Origin of the sequence: Cellulosimicrobium funkei (assembly GCF_900155925.1) — a bacterium.
In the GTDB taxonomy this organism is placed as follows: Bacteria; Actinomycetota; Actinomycetes; order Actinomycetales; family Cellulomonadaceae; genus Cellulosimicrobium; species Cellulosimicrobium funkei.
Genome location: NZ_FTMI01000006.1, coordinates 183,493 through 200,244 on the forward strand (window position 1 = coordinate 183,493; position 16,752 = coordinate 200,244).

At 74.2% G+C, this 16,752-nt stretch carries 14 protein-coding genes and 1 tRNA gene; 8 read left to right on the plus strand and 7 right to left on the minus strand.

Annotation, left to right across the window (positions count from 1 at the left end):
* Nucleotides 1-113 precede the first annotated feature (113 nt).
* Genes BXA05_RS15660 through BXA05_RS15670 form a run of 3 tightly spaced genes read left to right on the plus strand, consistent with a single transcriptional unit; the run spans nucleotide 114 to nucleotide 2,496 of the window.
* Nucleotides 114-1,043: a DUF4097 family beta strand repeat-containing protein gene (locus BXA05_RS15660; protein WP_076405972.1), complete on the plus strand. Its 930-nt coding sequence runs from the start codon at nucleotides 114-116 to the stop codon at nucleotides 1,041-1,043.
* A complete protein-coding gene (locus tag BXA05_RS15665; protein ID WP_076405974.1) occupies nucleotides 1,043-1,642 on the plus strand; it encodes a PadR family transcriptional regulator in 600 nt (199 codons plus the stop codon). Before BXA05_RS15660 ends, BXA05_RS15665 begins: the two co-directional genes overlap by 1 nt.
* A gap of 50 nt (nucleotides 1,643-1,692) precedes the next feature.
* Entirely contained in the window at nucleotides 1,693-2,496 is an 804-nt protein-coding gene (locus tag BXA05_RS15670; RefSeq protein WP_061269170.1) for a DUF4097 family beta strand repeat-containing protein, read from the plus strand.
* 72 nt (nucleotides 2,497-2,568) lie between these two features.
* On the opposite strand, the gene BXA05_RS15675 is transcribed toward BXA05_RS15670, so the two are convergent.
* Together BXA05_RS15675 and BXA05_RS15680 are read right to left on the minus strand one after the other, a co-directional pair.
* A complete protein-coding gene (locus tag BXA05_RS15675) occupies nucleotides 2,569-3,192 on the minus strand; it encodes a GDSL-type esterase/lipase family protein (protein WP_031316757.1) in 624 nt (207 codons plus the stop codon).
* Between the two features lie 89 nt (nucleotides 3,193-3,281).
* Nucleotides 3,282-4,196 carry an aldose 1-epimerase family protein gene (locus tag BXA05_RS15680; RefSeq protein ID WP_076406102.1) on the minus strand — a complete coding sequence of 305 codons (915 nt, stop codon included), beginning with the start codon at nucleotides 4,194-4,196 and terminating at the stop codon, nucleotides 3,282-3,284.
* Nucleotides 4,197-4,304: 108 nt separating this feature from the next.
* On the opposite strand from BXA05_RS15680, the gene BXA05_RS15685 reads away from it, so the two are divergent.
* Nucleotides 4,305-5,300, plus strand: a complete 996-nt coding sequence (locus BXA05_RS15685) for an aldo/keto reductase (RefSeq protein WP_043655897.1) — start codon at nucleotides 4,305-4,307, stop codon at nucleotides 5,298-5,300.
* A gap of 103 nt (nucleotides 5,301-5,403) precedes the next feature.
* On the opposite strand, the gene BXA05_RS15690 is transcribed toward BXA05_RS15685, so the two are convergent.
* The 3 genes from BXA05_RS15690 to BXA05_RS15700 form a co-directional block, all read right to left on the minus strand.
* The gene (locus BXA05_RS15690) at nucleotides 5,404-9,237 is read right to left on the minus strand and encodes a multifunctional oxoglutarate decarboxylase/oxoglutarate dehydrogenase thiamine pyrophosphate-binding subunit/dihydrolipoyllysine-residue succinyltransferase subunit (protein ID WP_240696692.1); all 3,834 of its coding nucleotides are present in this window, start codon (nucleotides 9,235-9,237) and stop codon (nucleotides 5,404-5,406) included.
* Nucleotides 9,238-9,632: 395 nt separating this feature from the next.
* Entirely contained in the window at nucleotides 9,633-10,829 is a 1,197-nt protein-coding gene (locus BXA05_RS15695) for a sensor histidine kinase (RefSeq protein ID WP_083711940.1), read from the minus strand.
* A complete protein-coding gene (locus BXA05_RS15700) occupies nucleotides 10,826-11,632 on the minus strand; it encodes a response regulator transcription factor (RefSeq protein ID WP_228075110.1) in 807 nt (268 codons plus the stop codon). Before BXA05_RS15700 ends, BXA05_RS15695 begins: the two co-directional genes overlap by 4 nt.
* 186 nt (nucleotides 11,633-11,818) lie before the next feature.
* Here BXA05_RS15700 and BXA05_RS15705 point away from each other — a divergent pair, with 186 nt between their 5' ends.
* From BXA05_RS15705 to BXA05_RS15720, 4 genes are all read left to right on the plus strand, one after another.
* Nucleotides 11,819-13,195, plus strand: coding sequence for a hemolysin family protein (locus tag BXA05_RS15705; protein ID WP_076406106.1), 1,377 nt, complete (start codon nucleotides 11,819-11,821; stop codon nucleotides 13,193-13,195).
* Complete coding sequence (locus BXA05_RS15710) at nucleotides 13,192-14,235, plus strand: hemolysin family protein (protein ID WP_034655108.1); 1,044 nt, start codon at nucleotides 13,192-13,194, stop codon at nucleotides 14,233-14,235. The genes BXA05_RS15705 and BXA05_RS15710 overlap by 4 nt, the downstream gene beginning before the upstream one ends.
* A gap of 154 nt (nucleotides 14,236-14,389) precedes the next feature.
* The gene (locus BXA05_RS15715; RefSeq protein ID WP_034655110.1) at nucleotides 14,390-15,196 is read left to right on the plus strand and encodes a M15 family metallopeptidase; all 807 of its coding nucleotides are present in this window, start codon (nucleotides 14,390-14,392) and stop codon (nucleotides 15,194-15,196) included.
* 55 nt (nucleotides 15,197-15,251) lie between these two features.
* The gene (locus BXA05_RS15720; protein ID WP_076405976.1) at nucleotides 15,252-15,815 is read left to right on the plus strand and encodes a hypothetical protein; all 564 of its coding nucleotides are present in this window, start codon (nucleotides 15,252-15,254) and stop codon (nucleotides 15,813-15,815) included.
* A gap of 38 nt (nucleotides 15,816-15,853) precedes the next feature.
* Here BXA05_RS15720 and BXA05_RS15725 read toward each other — a convergent pair whose 3' ends face one another.
* Complete coding sequence (locus BXA05_RS15725; protein ID WP_034655122.1) at nucleotides 15,854-16,486, minus strand: CYTH domain-containing protein; 633 nt, start codon at nucleotides 16,484-16,486, stop codon at nucleotides 15,854-15,856.
* Nucleotides 16,487-16,597: 111 nt separating this feature from the next.
* Nucleotides 16,598-16,670: transfer RNA gene (locus BXA05_RS15730), tRNA-Arg, on the minus strand.
* Nucleotides 16,671-16,752 lie beyond the last annotated feature (82 nt).

Genomic DNA, 16,752 nt, shown 5'->3' on the forward strand with positions numbered 1-16,752 from the left:
TGTCACGGTCGAGCACGCGATATATCGTGTCTGGCGGAACGAGATATATCGCGAGTGCCTGCCCGGCCGTCCTGGTCGACCCGGCGCGCGCGGCGACCAGGACGGAGCGCGGGATGACGCAGGAGCTCTGGACCCTCACCGGTCCGCAGGCCATCGACCTCGCGCTCGTGCGCCGGCTCGACGCGACGATGATCGGCGGGCGCATCGACGTCGTCGCGCACGAGGACCCGGCACGGACCGACGCGCGCGTCGAGGTGCACTCGGTGAGCGGGCGCGCGCTCGAGGTGCGGCTCGACGGGACGACGCTCCGGGTGGGCTACGGCCCGTTCGAGGCGGGCTGGAAGGGCTTCCTCGAGCGCTTCCGCACGTACACCGGCAAGGACGCCGCGGAGGTCCACGTCGCCGTCCCGGCGGGCGCGCAGGTCGAGGTCGCGACCGTGCAGGGCGAGGCGCTCATCGCGGGCGCCCGCGAGGGCGTGCGGCTCGCGACCGTGTCCGGCGCCGTCATGACGAGCCGGACGCGCGGCCCGCTGCGCGTCGACACCGTCTCCGGCGAGGTCGCCGCGAGCGAGCACGACGGCCCGGTCCGGATGGAGTCCGTCTCCGGCGGCCTCACCGCGACGGGTGCCCTGCGCTCGCTGCGGCTCGACTCGGTCTCCGGCTCCGTGACCGTGGACACGCGCACGACGCCGGACGAGATCACGGTGAGCGCCGTCTCCGCCGACGTGCTCGTGCGCCTGCCCGACCCGGACGCGATGGACTACGCCGTGCGCTGCCTCAGCGGCCGGCTCGTCGTCGACGGGGAGGAGCAGCGCGGGTCCGCGCGCTCCTTCCACCGCGCGGCGCGGCTCGGCGCGGGCGCGCCCGTCCGCGTCTCGGCCGTCTCGGGCGACGTCACCGTGCTGCGGGGGACGGCCGGGACGTCGTCCGCCCCGGCCGACGCGCCCCCGGTGCAGGACGCGGCCCCGGACGCCCCGGCGTGGGGCAGCCCCGGTGCTCCCGCCGGGCGACCGGCCCCCGCGAGCGGCCCGGTGGACCGCTGATGGCCACCGTCTTCGCCCACGGCCAGCTCCGGCTCTACCTGCTCGCGCTCCTCGCGTCCGGGCCCAAGCACGGGTACGAGCTCATCACCGAGCTCTCCGAGCGGTTCGGGGGCACCTACCGCCCGAGCGCCGGGACGATCTACCCGCGCCTCGCGCGGCTCGAGGACGAGGGCCTGGTCCACCGCAGCGCCGACGGGCGCAAGACGACGTACGAGCTGACCCCCGCGGGGCGCGCCGAGATCGAGGCGCGGCGCGCGGACGTCGCGGCGCTCGAGCACGGCATCGCCGAGACGGTGCGCCAGCGCGCCGAGGCGCTGCGCGCCGACGTGCAGGGCTCGCTGCGGGGCCTGCGCGCCGAGCTCGCCGCCGCCGCCCAGACGGCGCGCGCCCGCCCGCGCGACGGCGAGCACGACACCCGGCGTCGCGAGTCGACCGCGCGCCGTGCCGAGGCGGAGGCCGTGCTCCAGCGCTTCCGCGACGAGCTCCGCGCGGACCTGCGCCGGGCGGACGCGACCGGCGGCGTGCCCGAGCTGACGGTCGACACGCTGCGCACCGTGCTCGACAGCGCGCGCCGGGCCGTGCGGTCCACCCTGCCCTGACGTCCCGAGACCACCGACCACGCACCAGAGAACCGAACGAGGAGAAGCGCATGAGCACCGAGTCCTGGGTCATCAACGCCCCCCGGAGCGTCGACGTCGCGGACGTCCGGCGCGTCGTCGTCCAGCTCACGGACGGGTCGGTCGACGTCGTCGCCGACCCCGGCCGCGAGAGCGGGGCGCACCTCGACGTGAGCGAGGTGTCCGAGCGCCCGCTGCAGGTGAGCGTGCACGACGGCGAGCTGCGCGTCGGGTACGACTTCGCCGGCATCGAGGGCCTCGTCGACCGCGCGAAGGGCCTGCGCGACAAGGACCGCGCCGTCGTGCGGGTCACCGTGCCCGCGAGCGTCCCGCTCAAGGTGACGACCGCGCGCGCCGCGGCGACCGTCGTCGGGACGCGGGCGGACGTGTCCGTCACGACCGGGACCGGCGCCGTCCGCGTCCAGGGCGTCTCGGGCACGGCGTCGGTCCGCACGGCCACCGGCTCCGTCGACGTCGGCGAGCACGTCGGCGACGTCCACGTGACCACCGCGTCCGGCACCGTCACGCTCGGCGGCACGCTCGGGCGCGTGTCGGTCAGCACCGTCACGAGCGGCGTCGAGGTCGTCGCGCGCGAGAGCACCCCGCTCGTCGACGCGCGCACGGTCTCGGGCGACGTGGCCGTGCGCCTCGGCGCCGGCTCGGCCGTGAACCTCAAGGCCCGCAGCGTCACCGGCAAGGCCGTGCTCGACGGCGTGCGGCTCGACTCCAGCGCGCAGCGCACCACGTCCGTCGACCACGTCGACCAGCACGGCGCGGGCGGCGCCTACGTGTCGGCGAGCACCGTCTCGGGCGACCTCACGGTCTCGCGCGGCTGAGCGGTACCGCCCCGACGCCGAGGGGGAGGCGTGGTCCGCGACCACGCCTCCCCCTCGTGCATCCCCGCGGGCTCAGACGGTGTCGTCGGGCAGGCCGAGCCACGCGTGCCAGCCGGTGTGCAGCACGAGCCACGCCATGAGCCCGTAGCCCGCCTGGCCGGGGAAGCCGTTGCCGCTCTGCGCGAGGTCGGCGAGCCACTGCTCGTGCGTGACGAGCGGGCTGAACGTGTCGACGTAGGGGACGCGGCGCCGGTTCGCGACGTCCGAGAACGCGTGGGACAGCTCCGCGAGGCGCTCCGCGTCCTGCGCGTGGCCCGGCGGCGGCCCGACGACAAACGTGGGCAGGCGGTGGGACTCCGCGACGTCGAGCACGTTCGCGAGGTTGAGGCGCGAGCGCGCGACCGACAGCCCCGCGTCGAGGTCGTGGCGGCCGAGGCCGATGACGAGGCGGTTGTCGACGTCCGGCTCGGGGGAGAACCGGCGCGCGGTCTCCGCCTCCCAGCGCTGGCTGAGCGCCGTCGTCGTCTCGCCGGGGATGGCGAGCGGGAACACGTACGCCGGCTGGGGGAAGCGCGTGCGCGCGACGACGCGCCCCGCCCACCCCAGGGCCTTCGCGTCGCCGACGCCGGCGCTCAGCTCGTCGCCGACGACGCAGATCCGTACCTCACGACTCACCGCGTCTTCCACGAGCGCCATTCTCCCCGACGCGGGCCGCGCGGGTCGATCCGAGCCGGTGCGGACGGCGTGTCGACCCGCGCGGGGGGCCGCCGCGGCGGCCGGACGCCTCAGGCCAGCGTCGCTCCCCAGGTCACCTCGTGGGACGCGCCGGGCTCGAGCCGGACGAGGCGCTCGCCCGTGCGGAACGCGTCCGCGACGCAGCTCATCGGCTCGGCGGCGACGCCGGTGCGGCGGAAGGCGACGTCGCCGACGTGGTCGCCCGTACAGACCTGCCACGTGTCCATCGAGCCGTCCATCCACACGGCGGCCGTGCGGCCGTCGGGCGCGGTGAGGCGGATCCAGGACAGCCCGTCCTCGTCGCGCAGCACGTCCACGTACGCGTCGTCGAGGTCGACGCCCGCGAGCAGGCGCGGCTCGCGCAGGTCGAAGGTGCCGGTGACGGGCTCGGTGCCGGTCGGCAGGAGCCGCTCGTCGGTCGTGACGCGGCTCGCCGCGTCCAGGCGCAGCGTGCACGCGTCGAGGTCCGCGCCGTCCGCCGAGAGCCACGGGTGGAAGCCGACGCCGTACGGGGCGGTCGCCGCGCCGACGTTCGTCGTGCGGACGTGGACGCGCAGCCCCGCGTCGTCGAGCGAGTACGTCACGCGCGCGACGAGGTCGAACGGGTAGCCCGGCGACGGCGGCAGGTGCAGCTCGAGCGTCGCGCGCGCGGCCACGTGCTCGACGACCGTCCAGCGCTGCCAGCACGCGAGGCCGTGCAGCGCGGTCCCGCGGTCCGGCTCCGAGATCGGGACCTGGTACGTCGTGCCGTCGACCGTGTACTGCCCGTCGCGCAGCCGGTTGGGCCAGGGGAGCAGGACGGCGCCGTTGAACGCGGGCGACACCTCGTCCTCGCCGAAGGGCGTGAAGACCGGCCGGCCCCCCACCGCGTACTCGCGGACGGCCGCTCCGACCTCGGTGATCGTCGCTGCGTGGTCGCCGTGGGCGATGCGGACCTGGGCTCCTGAGGGGGCATGGGTGTTCACGCTCACATACGGTACTCGGCGTGCGCGGGTGCGCGATGCGCCCACGCCCGTCAGACTCGGTGCCCGGGTGTGTCTTCCGGCGCACCCGACGCAGCACGAGGAGGAACGATGGAACGACAGGTGCTCGGGCGGACGGGACGGCTCGTCTCGGTCGTCGGACTGGGAACCTGGCAGCTCGGCGCCGACTGGGGCGACGTGAGCGAGGACGACGCGCGCGCCGTCCTCGACGCCTCCGCGCAGGCCGGCGTGACGTTCTTCGACACCGCGGACGTCTACGGCGACGGGCGCAGCGAGCAGATCATCGGCTCCTACCTCGCCGACAACCCCGGCCACGGGATCACGGTCGCCACGAAGATGGGCCGCCGGGAGCCGCAGGACGCCGACAACTACACGCTCGCGAAGTTCCGCGAGTGGGTCGACCGCTCGCGCCGCAACCTGCGGACCGACCGGCTCGACCTCGTGCAGCTCCACTGCCCGCCGACCGCCGTCTACTCGCGCGACGAGGTCTACGACGGTCTCGACACGCTCGTCGCCGAGGGCGCGATCGCGAGCTACGGCGTGAGCGTCGAGACGGTGGACGAGGCCCTCACGGCCATCGCGCGCCCCCACGTCGCCACGGTGCAGATCATTCTCAACGCGTTCCGGCTCAAGCCGCTCGACGCGGTGCTGCCCGCGGCGTCCGACGCCGGCGTCGGCGTCATCGCTCGCGTCCCGCTCGCGTCCGGGCTGCTGTCCGGGAAGTACACGAAGGACACGACGTTCGCCGCGGACGACCACCGCACGTACAACCGCGACGGCAGCGCGTTCGACGTCGGCGAGACGTTCTCCGGCGTCGACTTCGAGACCGGCGTGCAGGCGGCGGCCGAGTTCACCACGCTCGTGCACGACGTCGTCGGGCAGGACCTCACCCCGGCCCAGGTGGCCATCGCGTGGGTCTGGCAGCAGCCGGGCGTGTCGACCGTCATCCCCGGCGCGCGCAACGTCGAGCAGGCGCGGTCGAACGCCGCCGCGGGCGACGCGGACGTCCTCGGCCCGCTCTTCACCTCGGGCGTGCGCGAGATCTACGACCGCTACCTGCGCGAGAAGATCCACGACCGCTGGTAGGTCGGCACGACCGACCCCCCGGTGCGGCGGCGACGGCGCACCGACGACGAAGGCCCCCTCCGCGCGGAGGGGGCCTTCGTCGTGCGCGGGTCGTGCGGGCCGGTCAGCGGGCGAACGCCTGCTCCAGCAGCACGGCCTGCTGCGCCTGGTGCTTCTTCGCCGTGCCGGCGGCCGTGGAGGCCGACGCCGGTCGGGAGACGACGCTCACGCGCGGCAGGTCCTCGGGCAGGTTGATGTGCACGAACGACCAGGCACCCTGGTTCTCGGGCTCGTCCTGGACCCACACGACCTCGGCGCCCGGGTACTTGGCGAGCTCGGCCCGGATGCCGTCGACGTCGAGCGGGTAGAGCTGCTCGAGGCGGACGAGCGCCACGCCCTCGTCGCCGCGCTTGGTGCGCTCGGCGAGGAGGTCGTAGTACACGCGGCCCGTGCAGAGGAGCACGCGGTCGACCTTCGCCGGGTCGGCCGTCGCGTCCGCGATGACGGGCTGGAACGTACCGGTCGTGAAGTCCTCGACGCTCGACGCGGCGGCCTTGAGGCGCAGGAGCTGCTTCGGCGTGAACACGATGAGCGGACGACGCGGGCGGGCGTACGCCTGCCGGCGCAGCAGGTGGAAGTACGACGCGGGCGTCGACGGCTGCGCGATCGTCATGTTGTCCTCGGCGGCGAGCTGGAGGAAGCGCTCGATGCGCGCGGACGAGTGGTCCGGCCCCTGGCCCTCGTAGCCGTGGGGGAGGAGCATGACGACCGAGGAGTACTGGCCCCACTTCTGCTCGGCGGACGAGATGAACTCGTCGATCACCGTCTGGGCGCCGTTGACGAAGTCGCCGAACTGCGCCTCCCACAGCACGAGCGCGTCGGGGCGCTCGACCGAGTAGCCGTACTCGAACCCGAGCGCGGCGTACTCCGAGAGCGACGAGTCGTAGACCCAGAACTTCGCCTGGTCCGCCGACAGGTACAGCAGCGGCGTCCACTCGGCGCCCGTCTCGCGGTCGTGCAGGACGGCGTGACGCTGCACGAACGTGCCGCGGCGCGAGTCCTGGCCGGCGAGGCGCACCGGGGTTCCCTCGACGAGGAGCGAGCCGAACGCGGCGAGCTCGCCGAAGCCCCAGTCGATGTTGCCCTCGACGGACATCTGCCGGCGCTTCTCGAGGAGCTGCGCGAGCTTCGGGTGGACGGTGAAGCCCTCCGGCGGCGCGACGTGCACCTGGCCGACGCGCTCGAGGACCGAGCGGTCGATCGCCGTCTTCCAGCCGACCATCGTGCCGGCGTCCTCGAGCTGGGACTCCGGGCGCTCGAGACCGGCGACCGGCTCGCGGTCCGCGGCGGGCGTGAAGCCGCCCTCCTTGGTCTCGGTGAAGACGCGCTCGAGCTGGGCCTGGTAGTCCTGGAGGACGTGCTCGGCCTCCTCGAGCGTGATGTCCCCGCGCGCGACGAGGTTCTCGGTGTACAGCTTGCGCACCGAGCGCTTCGCCTCGATGAGGTTGTACATGAGCGGCTGCGTCATCGAGGGGTCGTCGCCCTCGTTGTGACCGCGGCGGCGGTAGCAGATCATGTCGATGATCACGTCGCGGTCGAACTGCTCGCGGAACGCGAAGGCGAGCTCGGCGACGCGCACGCACGCCTCGGGGTCGTCGCCGTTCACGTGGAAGATCGGGACCTGGTAGCCCTTGGCGACGTCGGTCGCGTACGTCGTCGAGCGCGACGACGACGGGCCCGTGGTGAAGCCGACCTGGTTGTTGATGATGACGTGCACGGTGCCGCCGGTGCGGTACCCGCGCAGCTGGGCGAGGTTGAGCACCTCGGGCACGACGCCCTGGCCCGCGAAGGCCGCGTCGCCGTGGATGAGGATCGGCAGCACGGAGAAGCCGTCGCCGCCCAGGTCGATGCGGTCCTGCTTGGCGCGCACGATGCCCTCGAGGACCGGGTCGACCGCCTCGAGGTGCGAGGGGTTCGCCGCGAGGTAGACCTTCGTCGTCGCGCCGGTCTCGGCGGTGAAGACGCCCTCGGTGCCGAGGTGATACTTCACGTCGCCCGAGCCCTGGACGCTCTTCGGGTCGAGGTTGCCCTCGAACTCCGCGAAGATCTGCGCGTAGCTCTTGCCCGCGATGTTGGCGAGGACGTTGAGCCGCCCGCGGTGCGCCATGCCGATGCCGACCTCGTCGAGGCCGTTCTCCGCGGCCTTCGACAGGATCGCGTCGAGCAGCGGGATGAGCGCCTCGCCGCCCTCGAGCGAGAAGCGCTTCTGCCCGACGAACTTCGTCTGCAGGAACGTCTCGAACGCCTCGGCGGAGTTGAGGCGGCGCAGGATGCGGAGCTGGTCCTCGCGCGGCGTGCGCGCGTACCCGGACTCGAGGCGCTCCTGGAGCCACTTGCGCTGCGTGCGGTCGGCGAGGTGCATGTACTCCACACCGACGGTGCGGCAGTAGGAGTCGCGCAGCAGGCCGAGGATGTCGCGCAGCGTCGACTTGGTGCGGCCGCCGAACCCGCCCGTGGGGAACGTGCGGTCGAGGTCCCACAGCGTCATGCCGTGGTTCTGGATGTCGAGGTCGCCGTGCTTGCGCTGGCGGTACGCGAGCGGGTCGGTGTCGGCCATGAGGTGGCCGCGCGAGCGGTAGGAGTGCACCAGCTCGGCGATCTTGGCGGGCTTGGCCGCCTCGATCTCGGCGTCCGTCGTGTTGTCGCGGACCCAGCGCACCGGCTCGTAGGGGATGCGCAGCGCGGCGAAGACGCGGTCGTAGAAGCCGTCCTCGCCGAGGAGCTTCTGCGACAGGATGCGCAGGAACTCGCCCGACTGCGCCCCCTGGATGATGCGGTGGTCGTAGGTCGACGTGATCGTCAGGACCTTCGAGATGCCCAGGCGGGCGAGCCGCTCGGTCGAGGCGCCCGCGAACTCCGCGGGGTAGTCCATCGCGCCGACGCCGATGATCGTGCCCTGGCCCTGCATGAGGCGGGGCACCGAGTGCACGGTGCCGATGCCGCCCGGGTTGGTGAGCGAGATCGTGGTGCCCGCGAAGTCGTCGACGCCGAGCTTGCCGCCGCGCGCACGGCGCACGAGGTCCTCGTAGGCTGCCCAGAACTGGGCGAAGTCCATCGTCTCGGCCTTCTTGATGCTCGGCACGAGGAGCTGGCGCGAGCCGTCCGGCTTCGCCAGGTCGATCGCGAGCCCGAAGTTCACGTGCGCGGGCTGGTTGACCGCGGGCTTGCCCTCGATCTGCGTGTAGCTCGCGTTCATCACCGGCATGTCGGCCAGCGCCTCGACGAGCGCGAACCCGATGAGGTGCGTGAACGAGATCTTGCCGCCGCGACCGCGCGCGAGGTGGTTGTTGATGACGATGCGGTTGTCGACCATGAGCTTGGCCGGCACCGCGCGCACCGACGTCGCCGTCGGCACCTGGATGCTGGCCTCCATGTTCGTCACGACGCGCGCGGCCGGGCCGCGGAGCTTCTGCACGTCGTCCGTGGCCTGGTCCTCGGGCGCGGGGGCGCCGGCGACCTTGCGCGCGGGCACCTGGGCGTACGGCGCCGTCGCGGGCTGGGCGGTCGCGACGGGGCGCGACGCGTGCACGGCCTCGACCGCGGCGTTGACCGCCGGGTCGGCCGGGAGCTTCGGCGGCTTGACGCGCTGCGCGGCCTCGGCGGCGGCCGAGCCGTCCGTCACGGCGGTCGGCGCTGCAGGTGCCGGCGCGGCGGGTGCCGCCGGAGCGGGCGAGCCGTTCACCGGCGCCGCGGCCGGGCGGGACCCGTTCGCGGGTGCCGCGGCCGGGACGGACCCGTTCGCGGGCGCCGCCGGGGCGTCGCTCGTGGTGTCGGCGTCCGAGCGCTCCGCAGGGCGGTAGTCCTCGAAGAAGTCCCACCACGCGGGGTCTACCGCGTTCTTGTCCTGGAGGTACTGCTCGTACAGCTCGTCGACGAGCCACTCGTTCGCTCCGAACACGGAGCTTGCGTCGCTGATCGCCTCTGACTCAGCCTTCGGGGACACGCGAGGATCGCCCACTTTCACACACAGGTCGCTGTCGGTCACAGCCCGCGACCGTGGTACGACGGCGCACCGCTGCTGCGGCGCCCCCGACGTCGGCACGGGCTCGTCCGGGTTCCGGACCACTCCAGCCTAGGCCCTCGTCGTCGGCCTCGGGCGTCGGGCCGAGCGTTCCGGCGCGGCCTGTTCGCGGGTTCTTCACGCCGTGTCTGGGCCAGGCAAACATGACCCCACGCGCACCTCGTCGGAGGGCAAGATCGCGGAATTCCACGCCATCCCGAGGTATCTCCGCGCGGCGGTGTGACGCATCTCACGTCCGAGCGCGGGCGGGTGCGCGCGCTGTCAGGACGGAGTCACCGCACGTCGGGGTGCGCCGGGTACGACGCGTCGCCGTCCTCGGGCGGGAGCGGCGCGGAGCCCGCGTGCGCGGGCAGCGTGACGCGCATCGTCGCCCCCCGGCGCGAGTCCGCGACCTCGATCCGGCCGCCGTGCAGGTCCACCGCCCAGCGCACGATCGCGAGCCCGATCCCCGTGCCGCCCGTCGACCCGCCCGTCGTCGTGTGCGCGCCCGTCGCGCTGGCCCGGGCGAAGCGCTCGAAGATCCGCTCGCGGTCCTCCTTGGCGATCCCGGGGCCCTCGTCGACGACCTCCAGCACGACGTCCTCGTCCACCGGGTACGCCTCGAGCCGGATCTCCCCGCCCTGCGGCGAGTGCCGGATCGCGTTCTGCAGGAGGTTGGTCACGACCTGGTGCAGCCGCTCGCGGTCCGCCTCGAGCACGAGGTCCGGGGGCGTGACGTCCACGACGTAGCGCAGCTGCTTGCCCGCCTCGACCATCGACACGGCCTCGGCGTTCTCCTCGAGGAAGTCGCCGACGTCGATCTGGGTGATGTTGAGCGCCGCCGCGCCCGCCTCGATGCGCGACAGGTCCAGGAGGTACGCGACGAGCCGCGTGAGGCGCTCGGTCTGCGCGAGCGACATCTCCATCGTCGCGGGCGTCGGGGGCGTCACCCCGTCCACGACGTTCTCGAGCTGGGCCTGGAGCGCCGCGATCGGCGTGCGCAGCTCGTGCGAGACGTTCGCGATGAGCTCCCGGCGCACCTGGTCGCTCGTCGCGAGGTCCTCCGCCATGACGTTGAACGCCACCGCGAGCTGGCCCACCTCGTCGCGGCTCGTGGCGCGCACGCGCCGCGTGTAGTCGCCGTCGGCCATCGCCCGGGCGGCGGCGGTCATCTCCCGCAGGGGCGACGTCATGCCGCGCGCGAGGAGCTGCGTGAGCAGCAGCGACAGCACGATCGCGAGCGGGAACGTGCGCGACGGCCCGAGCTGGTTCTGCAGCCCGATCCACGTGATGAGGACGGCGAGCGTCACCGTCGCGGCGACCAGCACGCCGAGCTTGATCTTCAGCGAGCGGAACGAGTCGAGCGGCCGGACGTCCGGGAGGTGCGGGCGGATCGTGTGGGCCCGGTGCGGTCCCGGCCGCGCCGGGCCGGGAGCCTGCGCCTGCCCCGGGTCCGTGCCGCCGGCGGGGTCGGCGGGGGAGGAGGTCATCCGGCGGGCGGCTCGAACGCGTAGCCGACGCCGTGGACCGTGCGGATGAGGTCCGCACCGAGCTTGCGGCGCAGCGCCTTGATGTGGGAGTCGACGGTGCGCGTCCCGCTGGCGTCGGCCCAGTCCCACACCTCGGCGAGCAGGCGCTCGCGCGTGAGGACCGTCTTCGGCGAGCTCGCGAGCATGACGAGCAGCTCGAACTCGGTGGGCGTGAGGTGGACCTCCTCGCCCGCGCGGTAGACGCGGCGCTGGGCCTTGTCGATCGTCACGTCGCCCACCGTCATGGGCGGGTCGCTCGGGGCGGAGCTCGCGGCCTGCGTGGCGCGGTCGACGCGCCGCAGCAGCGCCTTGATGCGCGCGACGAGCTCGCGCATGGAGAACGGCTTGGTCATGTAGTCGTCCGCGCCGACGCCGAGCCCGATGAGCATGTCGGTCTCGTCGTCGCGCGCGGTGAGCATGAGGATCGGGACGGGCTGCTCCGCCTGGATGCGGCGCGTGACCTCGAGACCGTCGATGCCGGGGAGCATGACGTCGAGGACGATCGCGTCCGGGCGCAGGCGCGCCGCGGCGTCGACGGCGGACAGGCCGTCGCGCGCGACCTCGACGCGCCAGCCCTCCGCGCTCAGCCGCTGCGCGATGGCGGTCGCGATCGCGGGCTCGTCCTCGACGACGAGGACCGTGGCCGCCTGCTGCGGGGTGCCGCCGCCGGCCACCGGGGCGGTCGTGGGCACGGGCCCGCGGCCGGGGACGGGACCGGCCCCCGCGCCGGTCGGTGCTGCGCTCGCTGCCCTCGGATCTGCCATGGGATACAGCGTGGCACACGTCGGCCCAGGTCGGCCGGATTTCGTCGCCGTCCGGCCACCAGGTCGCACGGCGGGGCGGCCCCTCCTGGGCGCCGCCGAGCCGTCCCTCCCGGGCGCCGGGCGAGGGGCGAGCGCTAACATCGTCGGCACGATGAAGAGCACCTCCCGATATCGGTGGAGCACTCCGTGGTAGGCGACTGGGTCATGGTCGCGCTCGGGGTGCTCCTCACCGCAGGTACCGCCGTCTTCGTGGCCAGCGAGTTCTCCCTGGTCACCCTCGACCCCGCCGTCCTCCCCGCCGGGGACGACGCCGACCAGGAGGGCGACAGACGCGGCTCCCCGCCGTCGGGCGGGACGGGCGGCCCCGACCGCCGCGACCGCAGCGTCCGGGCCGGGCTCAAGCACCTGTCGACCGAGCTCTCCTCGGCGCAGGTCGGCATCACCCTCACGACCATCCTCCTCGGGTACACCGCGCAGCCCGCGCTCCTCGCGCTCTTCGGGGACGCCCTGAGCTCGACGCCGCTCGGCCACGCGGCCTCCGCGGTCCTCGCGGGCGTGCTCGCGCTGCTCGTCGTGAACTTCGTCTCGATGCTCTTCGGCGAGCTCATCCCCAAGAACTTCGCGCTCAGCGCGCCCTACGCGACCGCGCGGCAGGTCGTGCCCGTGCAGCGGCAGTTCACCAAGCTGTTCCGGCCGGTCATCGCCGTGCTCAACGGCTCGGCGAACGCGATCCTGCGCCGCGTCGGCGTCGAGCCGCGCGAGGAGCTGTCGGGCGCCCGATCGGCGTCCGAGCTCGCCGCCCTCGTGCGCCGCTCCGCGCAGGAGGGCACGCTCGACGTCTCCGTCGCGACCCTCCTCACCAACTCGATCGAGCTCGACGAGCTGAGCGCCGTCGACGTCATGACCGACCGCATGCGCATGGTCGTCGTGGACCGGGACGCGACCGCCGCGGACGTCGTCGACGCCGCCCGGCGCACGGGGCACTCGCGGTTCCCCGTCATCGGCGAGGACCGCGACGACGTCGTCGGCCTCGTCCACCTGCGCCGCGCCGTCGCCGTCCCCTACGAGCGGCGCCACGAGGTGCCGGCGGCGGCCCTCATGGCCGACGCCCCGCGCGTGCCCGAGACGGTGCGGCTCGGCCCGCTCCTCGTCGAGCTCCGCGGCTTCGGCCTCCAGATGGCGGTCGTGGTCGACGAGTACGGCGGCACCTCGGGCGTCGTCACGCTCGAGGACGTCGTCGAGGAGCTCGTGGGCGACGTCGCGGACGAGCACGACCCCCGGCGCTCCGGCGCGGCCCGCCGCGCGGACGGCTCCTGGCTCGTGCCCGGCGTCATGCGGCCCGACGAGCTCACGGAGGTCACCGGGCTGCGCGTCCCCGAGGACGGCGCCTACGAGACGCTCGGCGGCCTCGTCATGGCCCGCCTCGGCCGCGTCCCCGAGCCCGGCGACGAGATCGCCGCGGGCGAGGGACGGTACCGCGTGGTGCTGCGCGTGGAGGCGATGGAGGGGCGGCGCGTCGAGCGGCTCTCGGTCCGCGCGACACCGACGGAGGGGGACGCATGAGCTCGACCACCGCGCTCCTCGTCGCGCTCCTCCTGCTCGCCGGCAACGCGTTCTTCGTCGGCGCCGAGTTCGCGGTGATCTCCGCGCGCCGCTCGGCGATCGAGCCGCTCGCCGCGCAGGGCAACCGCCGCGCCCAGACGGTCCTGTGGGCGATGGAGCACGTGTCGCTCATGCTCGCGTGCGCCCAGCTCGGCGTGACCGTCTGCTCCACGGGTCTCGGCGTCGTCGCGGAGCCGGCCATCGCGCACCTCATCGAGGACCCGCTGCACGCGCTCGGCGTGAGCACCGCGCTCGCGCACCCGATCGCGTTCGTCGTGGCGCTCGCGATCGTCGTCTACCTGCACGTGGTGCTGGGCGAGATGGTCCCGAAGAACCTCGCGGTCTCCGGGCCGGAGACGGCCGTCATGTGGTTCGGTCCGCCGCTCGTGTGGATCGGGCGCGTGCTGCGCCCCGTCATCGTCGCGCTCAACTGGCTCGCGAACCACGCGGTGCGCGCCACGGGCGTCGAGCCGAAGGACGAGGTGGCGTCGGCGTTCACCGCCGAGGAGGTGCAGTCCATCGTCGAGCACTCCCAGGCCGAGGGGGTGCTGCGCGACGAGCAGGGGCTGCTCTCGGGAGCCATCGAGTTCTCCGAGCGCACCGCGCAGGACGTCATGGTCCCCGTCGCGGACCTCGTCACCGTCACCGAAGGGTGCACGCCCGACGAGGTCGAGCGCCTGGTCGCCAAGACCGGCTTCTCGCGGTTCGCCGTCGCGGACGTCACGGGCGACCTCGTGGGCTACCTGCACGTCAAGGACGTGCTCTACGCGGACGAGACGACGCGCGAGGCCCCGGTCCCGTCGTGGCGCGTTCGGGCGCTCGCGGCCGCCGCGCCCGACGACGAGGTGGAGGACGCGCTGCGCGCCATGCAGCGCTCGGGGGCGCACCTGGCGCGCGTCGACGGTCCCGAGGGCGGGGGCGCGCTCGGGGTGGTCTTCCTCGAGGACATCCTCGAGGAGCTCGTCGGCGAGGTGCGCGACGCGATGCAGCGTCGGCCGTAGGCCGGCGGCCCGGTCGGCGCGAGGTCCCCGAAGGTGCTCCGCCGAGGCTCTGAGCAGGGGACTTGGCATCGCCGGAGCCCTTCGTTACTGTTCCGTGATTGATCGGTCATCGGTGGCTCGGAGCCACCCCGACGACGTGAGAGGCAGGTGGCGGGTGGAGTCGCAGCACGGCGCACCCGCCCTCGACTCACGACGGGCCCGGCGCGAGGCGGAGCAGGGCTCCCGGCGTCGCCGCCCCCAGGCACAGGTCTCCAGCCAGCACCGCTGGGTGCCGCGCGTCGCCGTCCTCGGGACGCTCGCCGCCGCGACCATCGCGATGCCGCTCTCCGCGGGCGCCGACGACGCGCTCGGCAGCGGGTCGCCCTTCGAGCCGGAGACCCGCCCCGTCGGCCCGAGCGCGCTCGACCTCGCGACCGCCGCCGCGACCGCACCCGCCGTCTCCCCGAGCGTCGCCGCCGCGCCCCGCGTCGAGGTGCGCCGCGAGGCGGCCTCCCGCTCCGCCGCCCGCGACCCGCTGCCGGGCTGCGACCCGACCGTCCGGCCCGAGGGCACGAACGGCAACCTCGACGAGCACGCCCTGTGCGAGCTGTGGCAGGCGGACGAGCACCTGCGACCCGACGCGGCCGTCGCGCTCTCCGCGATGAACGAGGCCTTCCGGGCCACCTTCGGCCGGGACCTCTGCCTCGTGTCGTCGTACCGCACGCTCTCGACGCAGGTCTCGCTCAAGTCCTCCCGCGGCGCCTTCGCGGCGCCCCCCGGCTGGTCCATGCACGGGTGGGGGCTCGCGATCGACCTCTGCTCCGTGGAGACCGGCTCGCGTGAGGTCTACGCGTGGATCAACCAGAACGGCGCCACGTACGGCTGGGCGAACCCGGCGTGGGCCAAGCGCGGCGGCAGCGGCGCCTACGAGCCCTGGCACTTCGAGTTCGTCCAGGGCGTCGAGGAGATCCAGAACTCCTGACGCGCCCCCGGCCGGTCGCCCCGCGCGCGGCCGCCCCGCGCCGTATCGTCGGACCGTGGCCGACCTGCTCCTCGCCGCGGTCGTCCTGCGCCGTCCCGAGCACGCGCTCGCCGCGCAGGTGCTGAGCCTCGCCGTGGGCGGCCTCGTCCGCGTGGAGCCGACGGCGCCCGGCGAGCCTCCCGTCCTCGTCCTCCTCGACGCGTCGCGTGCCTCCGAGCGCGAGCACCTCGCGCTGTCGACCCTCTTCGGCGGGACGGCGGGCGAGGGCGCGCGCGTCGCGCTCGACCCGGCCGACGACGCCCTGCGCCACCGGGTGCACGACGCCGCGCGCCAGGTCGTGCGCAGCGCCCGCCATGACGGCTACCTGGAGGCGGGGCGGTCGCGCCGGCTCACGGAGAAGGGCGACGCGGTGCGGGCCGACCTCGTCGCGCTGGAGGACGCCGTCGAGCGCGAGGTCGCGGAGGCGCGCGCGCACGACCGGGCGCGCGAGCACGTGTCGCCCGGCGCGCTGCCGTGGGCGGTCCTGTTCGGGCACGAGCCCGGGTGGGTGCCGGTCGACGGGCGCACGGTCCGGTTCGACGTCGCCGCGGTGTGCGCCGCGGCGGACGCGCTGCGCTGACCCGAGGGCCCGCGTCCGGGCGCGTGCCCGCGCGGTGCCTACGGGCCGGAGAGCCGCTCGTTGCGGCCGAAGTCCTGGAGGAACCGCGGGCCGGACGCGGCGAGCTCGGCCTCGAACTCCTCGCGCCACGCGCCGTAGGGGCGGCCCGCGAGCGCGTCGTTGGAGAACCGGGGGTCGTCCGTGAGCTCGGTGACGCAGAACGCGGGGATCTGCAGGTCCGTGACGGGACCGGTCCGCTCGCACTCCGCGACGACGAGGGGGTGGTTCGCCCCGCCGAACACGTCGACGACCCAGCCGTCGGCCCCGACCCACACGGAGTAGCGGGTCTTGACGACGCGCGCACCGCCGCGGCGGATCATCTGGACGCCCACCGCCACGTCGACCTCGCGCTCCGCCTCGTAGCGCGTGCCGCCGGCCATCGGACCCTTGACGGTGAGCGTGCACAGGTCGACGGCGGGGGCGTAGCGGTCGAGGAGCCGGACCGGGTCGGTCGTGGCGTCCATCGTCGCGTCGACCGTGGGCACCTTGGCGCGCAGCCGCAGCGCGTAGCCCTCGTCGGCCAGGTAGTAGCTCTGCACGATGAGCGCGGGCGCGTCGCGCAGGTCCTCGGGCAGCTCGCGCACGAGGAACCGGCGCTCGAACTCGAAGTCCCCGTAGCCGCCGTCGGTCATGGCCCCACCGTAGCGGGAGCGCGCGGGTCGTGGCGGACCTCGCGCAGCGGGCCCGGAGACGGTGCGAGCCCGGCCGCGCGAGGCGGGCCGGGCTCGTCGGAGCGGATCGGGTGCCCTCGATAGGATTCGAACCTACGACCTTCTGCTCCGGAGGCAGACGCTCTATCCACTGAGCTACGAGGGCGAGCGCCGACGGTGACCGCCGACGCGATGCACGAGACTACCAGCCCGCAGGGGGTGCGCGGACCCGGCGCGGCCGGCTGCCG

What these genes read in the sequence shown, in the direction of transcription:
- BXA05_RS15660 (WP_076405972.1), top strand. Translation starts at nt 114, where the DNA reads ATGACGCAGGAGCTCTGGACCCTCACCGGTCCGCAGGCCATCGACCTC.
- BXA05_RS15665 (WP_076405974.1), top strand. Translation starts at nt 1,043, where the DNA reads ATGGCCACCGTCTTCGCCCACGGCCAGCTCCGGCTCTACCTGCTCGCG.
- BXA05_RS15670 (WP_061269170.1), top strand. Translation starts at nt 1,693, where the DNA reads ATGAGCACCGAGTCCTGGGTCATCAACGCCCCCCGGAGCGTCGACGTC.
- BXA05_RS15675 (WP_031316757.1), bottom strand. Translation starts at nt 3,192, where the DNA reads ATGGCGCTCGTGGAAGACGCGGTGAGTCGTGAGGTACGGATCTGCGTC.
- BXA05_RS15685 (WP_043655897.1), top strand. Translation starts at nt 4,305, where the DNA reads ATGGAACGACAGGTGCTCGGGCGGACGGGACGGCTCGTCTCGGTCGTC.
- BXA05_RS15695 (WP_083711940.1), bottom strand. Translation starts at nt 10,829, where the DNA reads ATGACCTCCTCCCCCGCCGACCCCGCCGGCGGCACGGACCCGGGGCAG.
- BXA05_RS15700 (WP_228075110.1), bottom strand. Translation starts at nt 11,632, where the DNA reads ATGGCAGATCCGAGGGCAGCGAGCGCAGCACCGACCGGCGCGGGGGCC.
- BXA05_RS15710 (WP_034655108.1), top strand. Translation starts at nt 13,192, where the DNA reads ATGAGCTCGACCACCGCGCTCCTCGTCGCGCTCCTCCTGCTCGCCGGC.
- BXA05_RS15725 (WP_034655122.1), bottom strand. Translation starts at nt 16,486, where the DNA reads ATGACCGACGGCGGCTACGGGGACTTCGAGTTCGAGCGCCGGTTCCTC.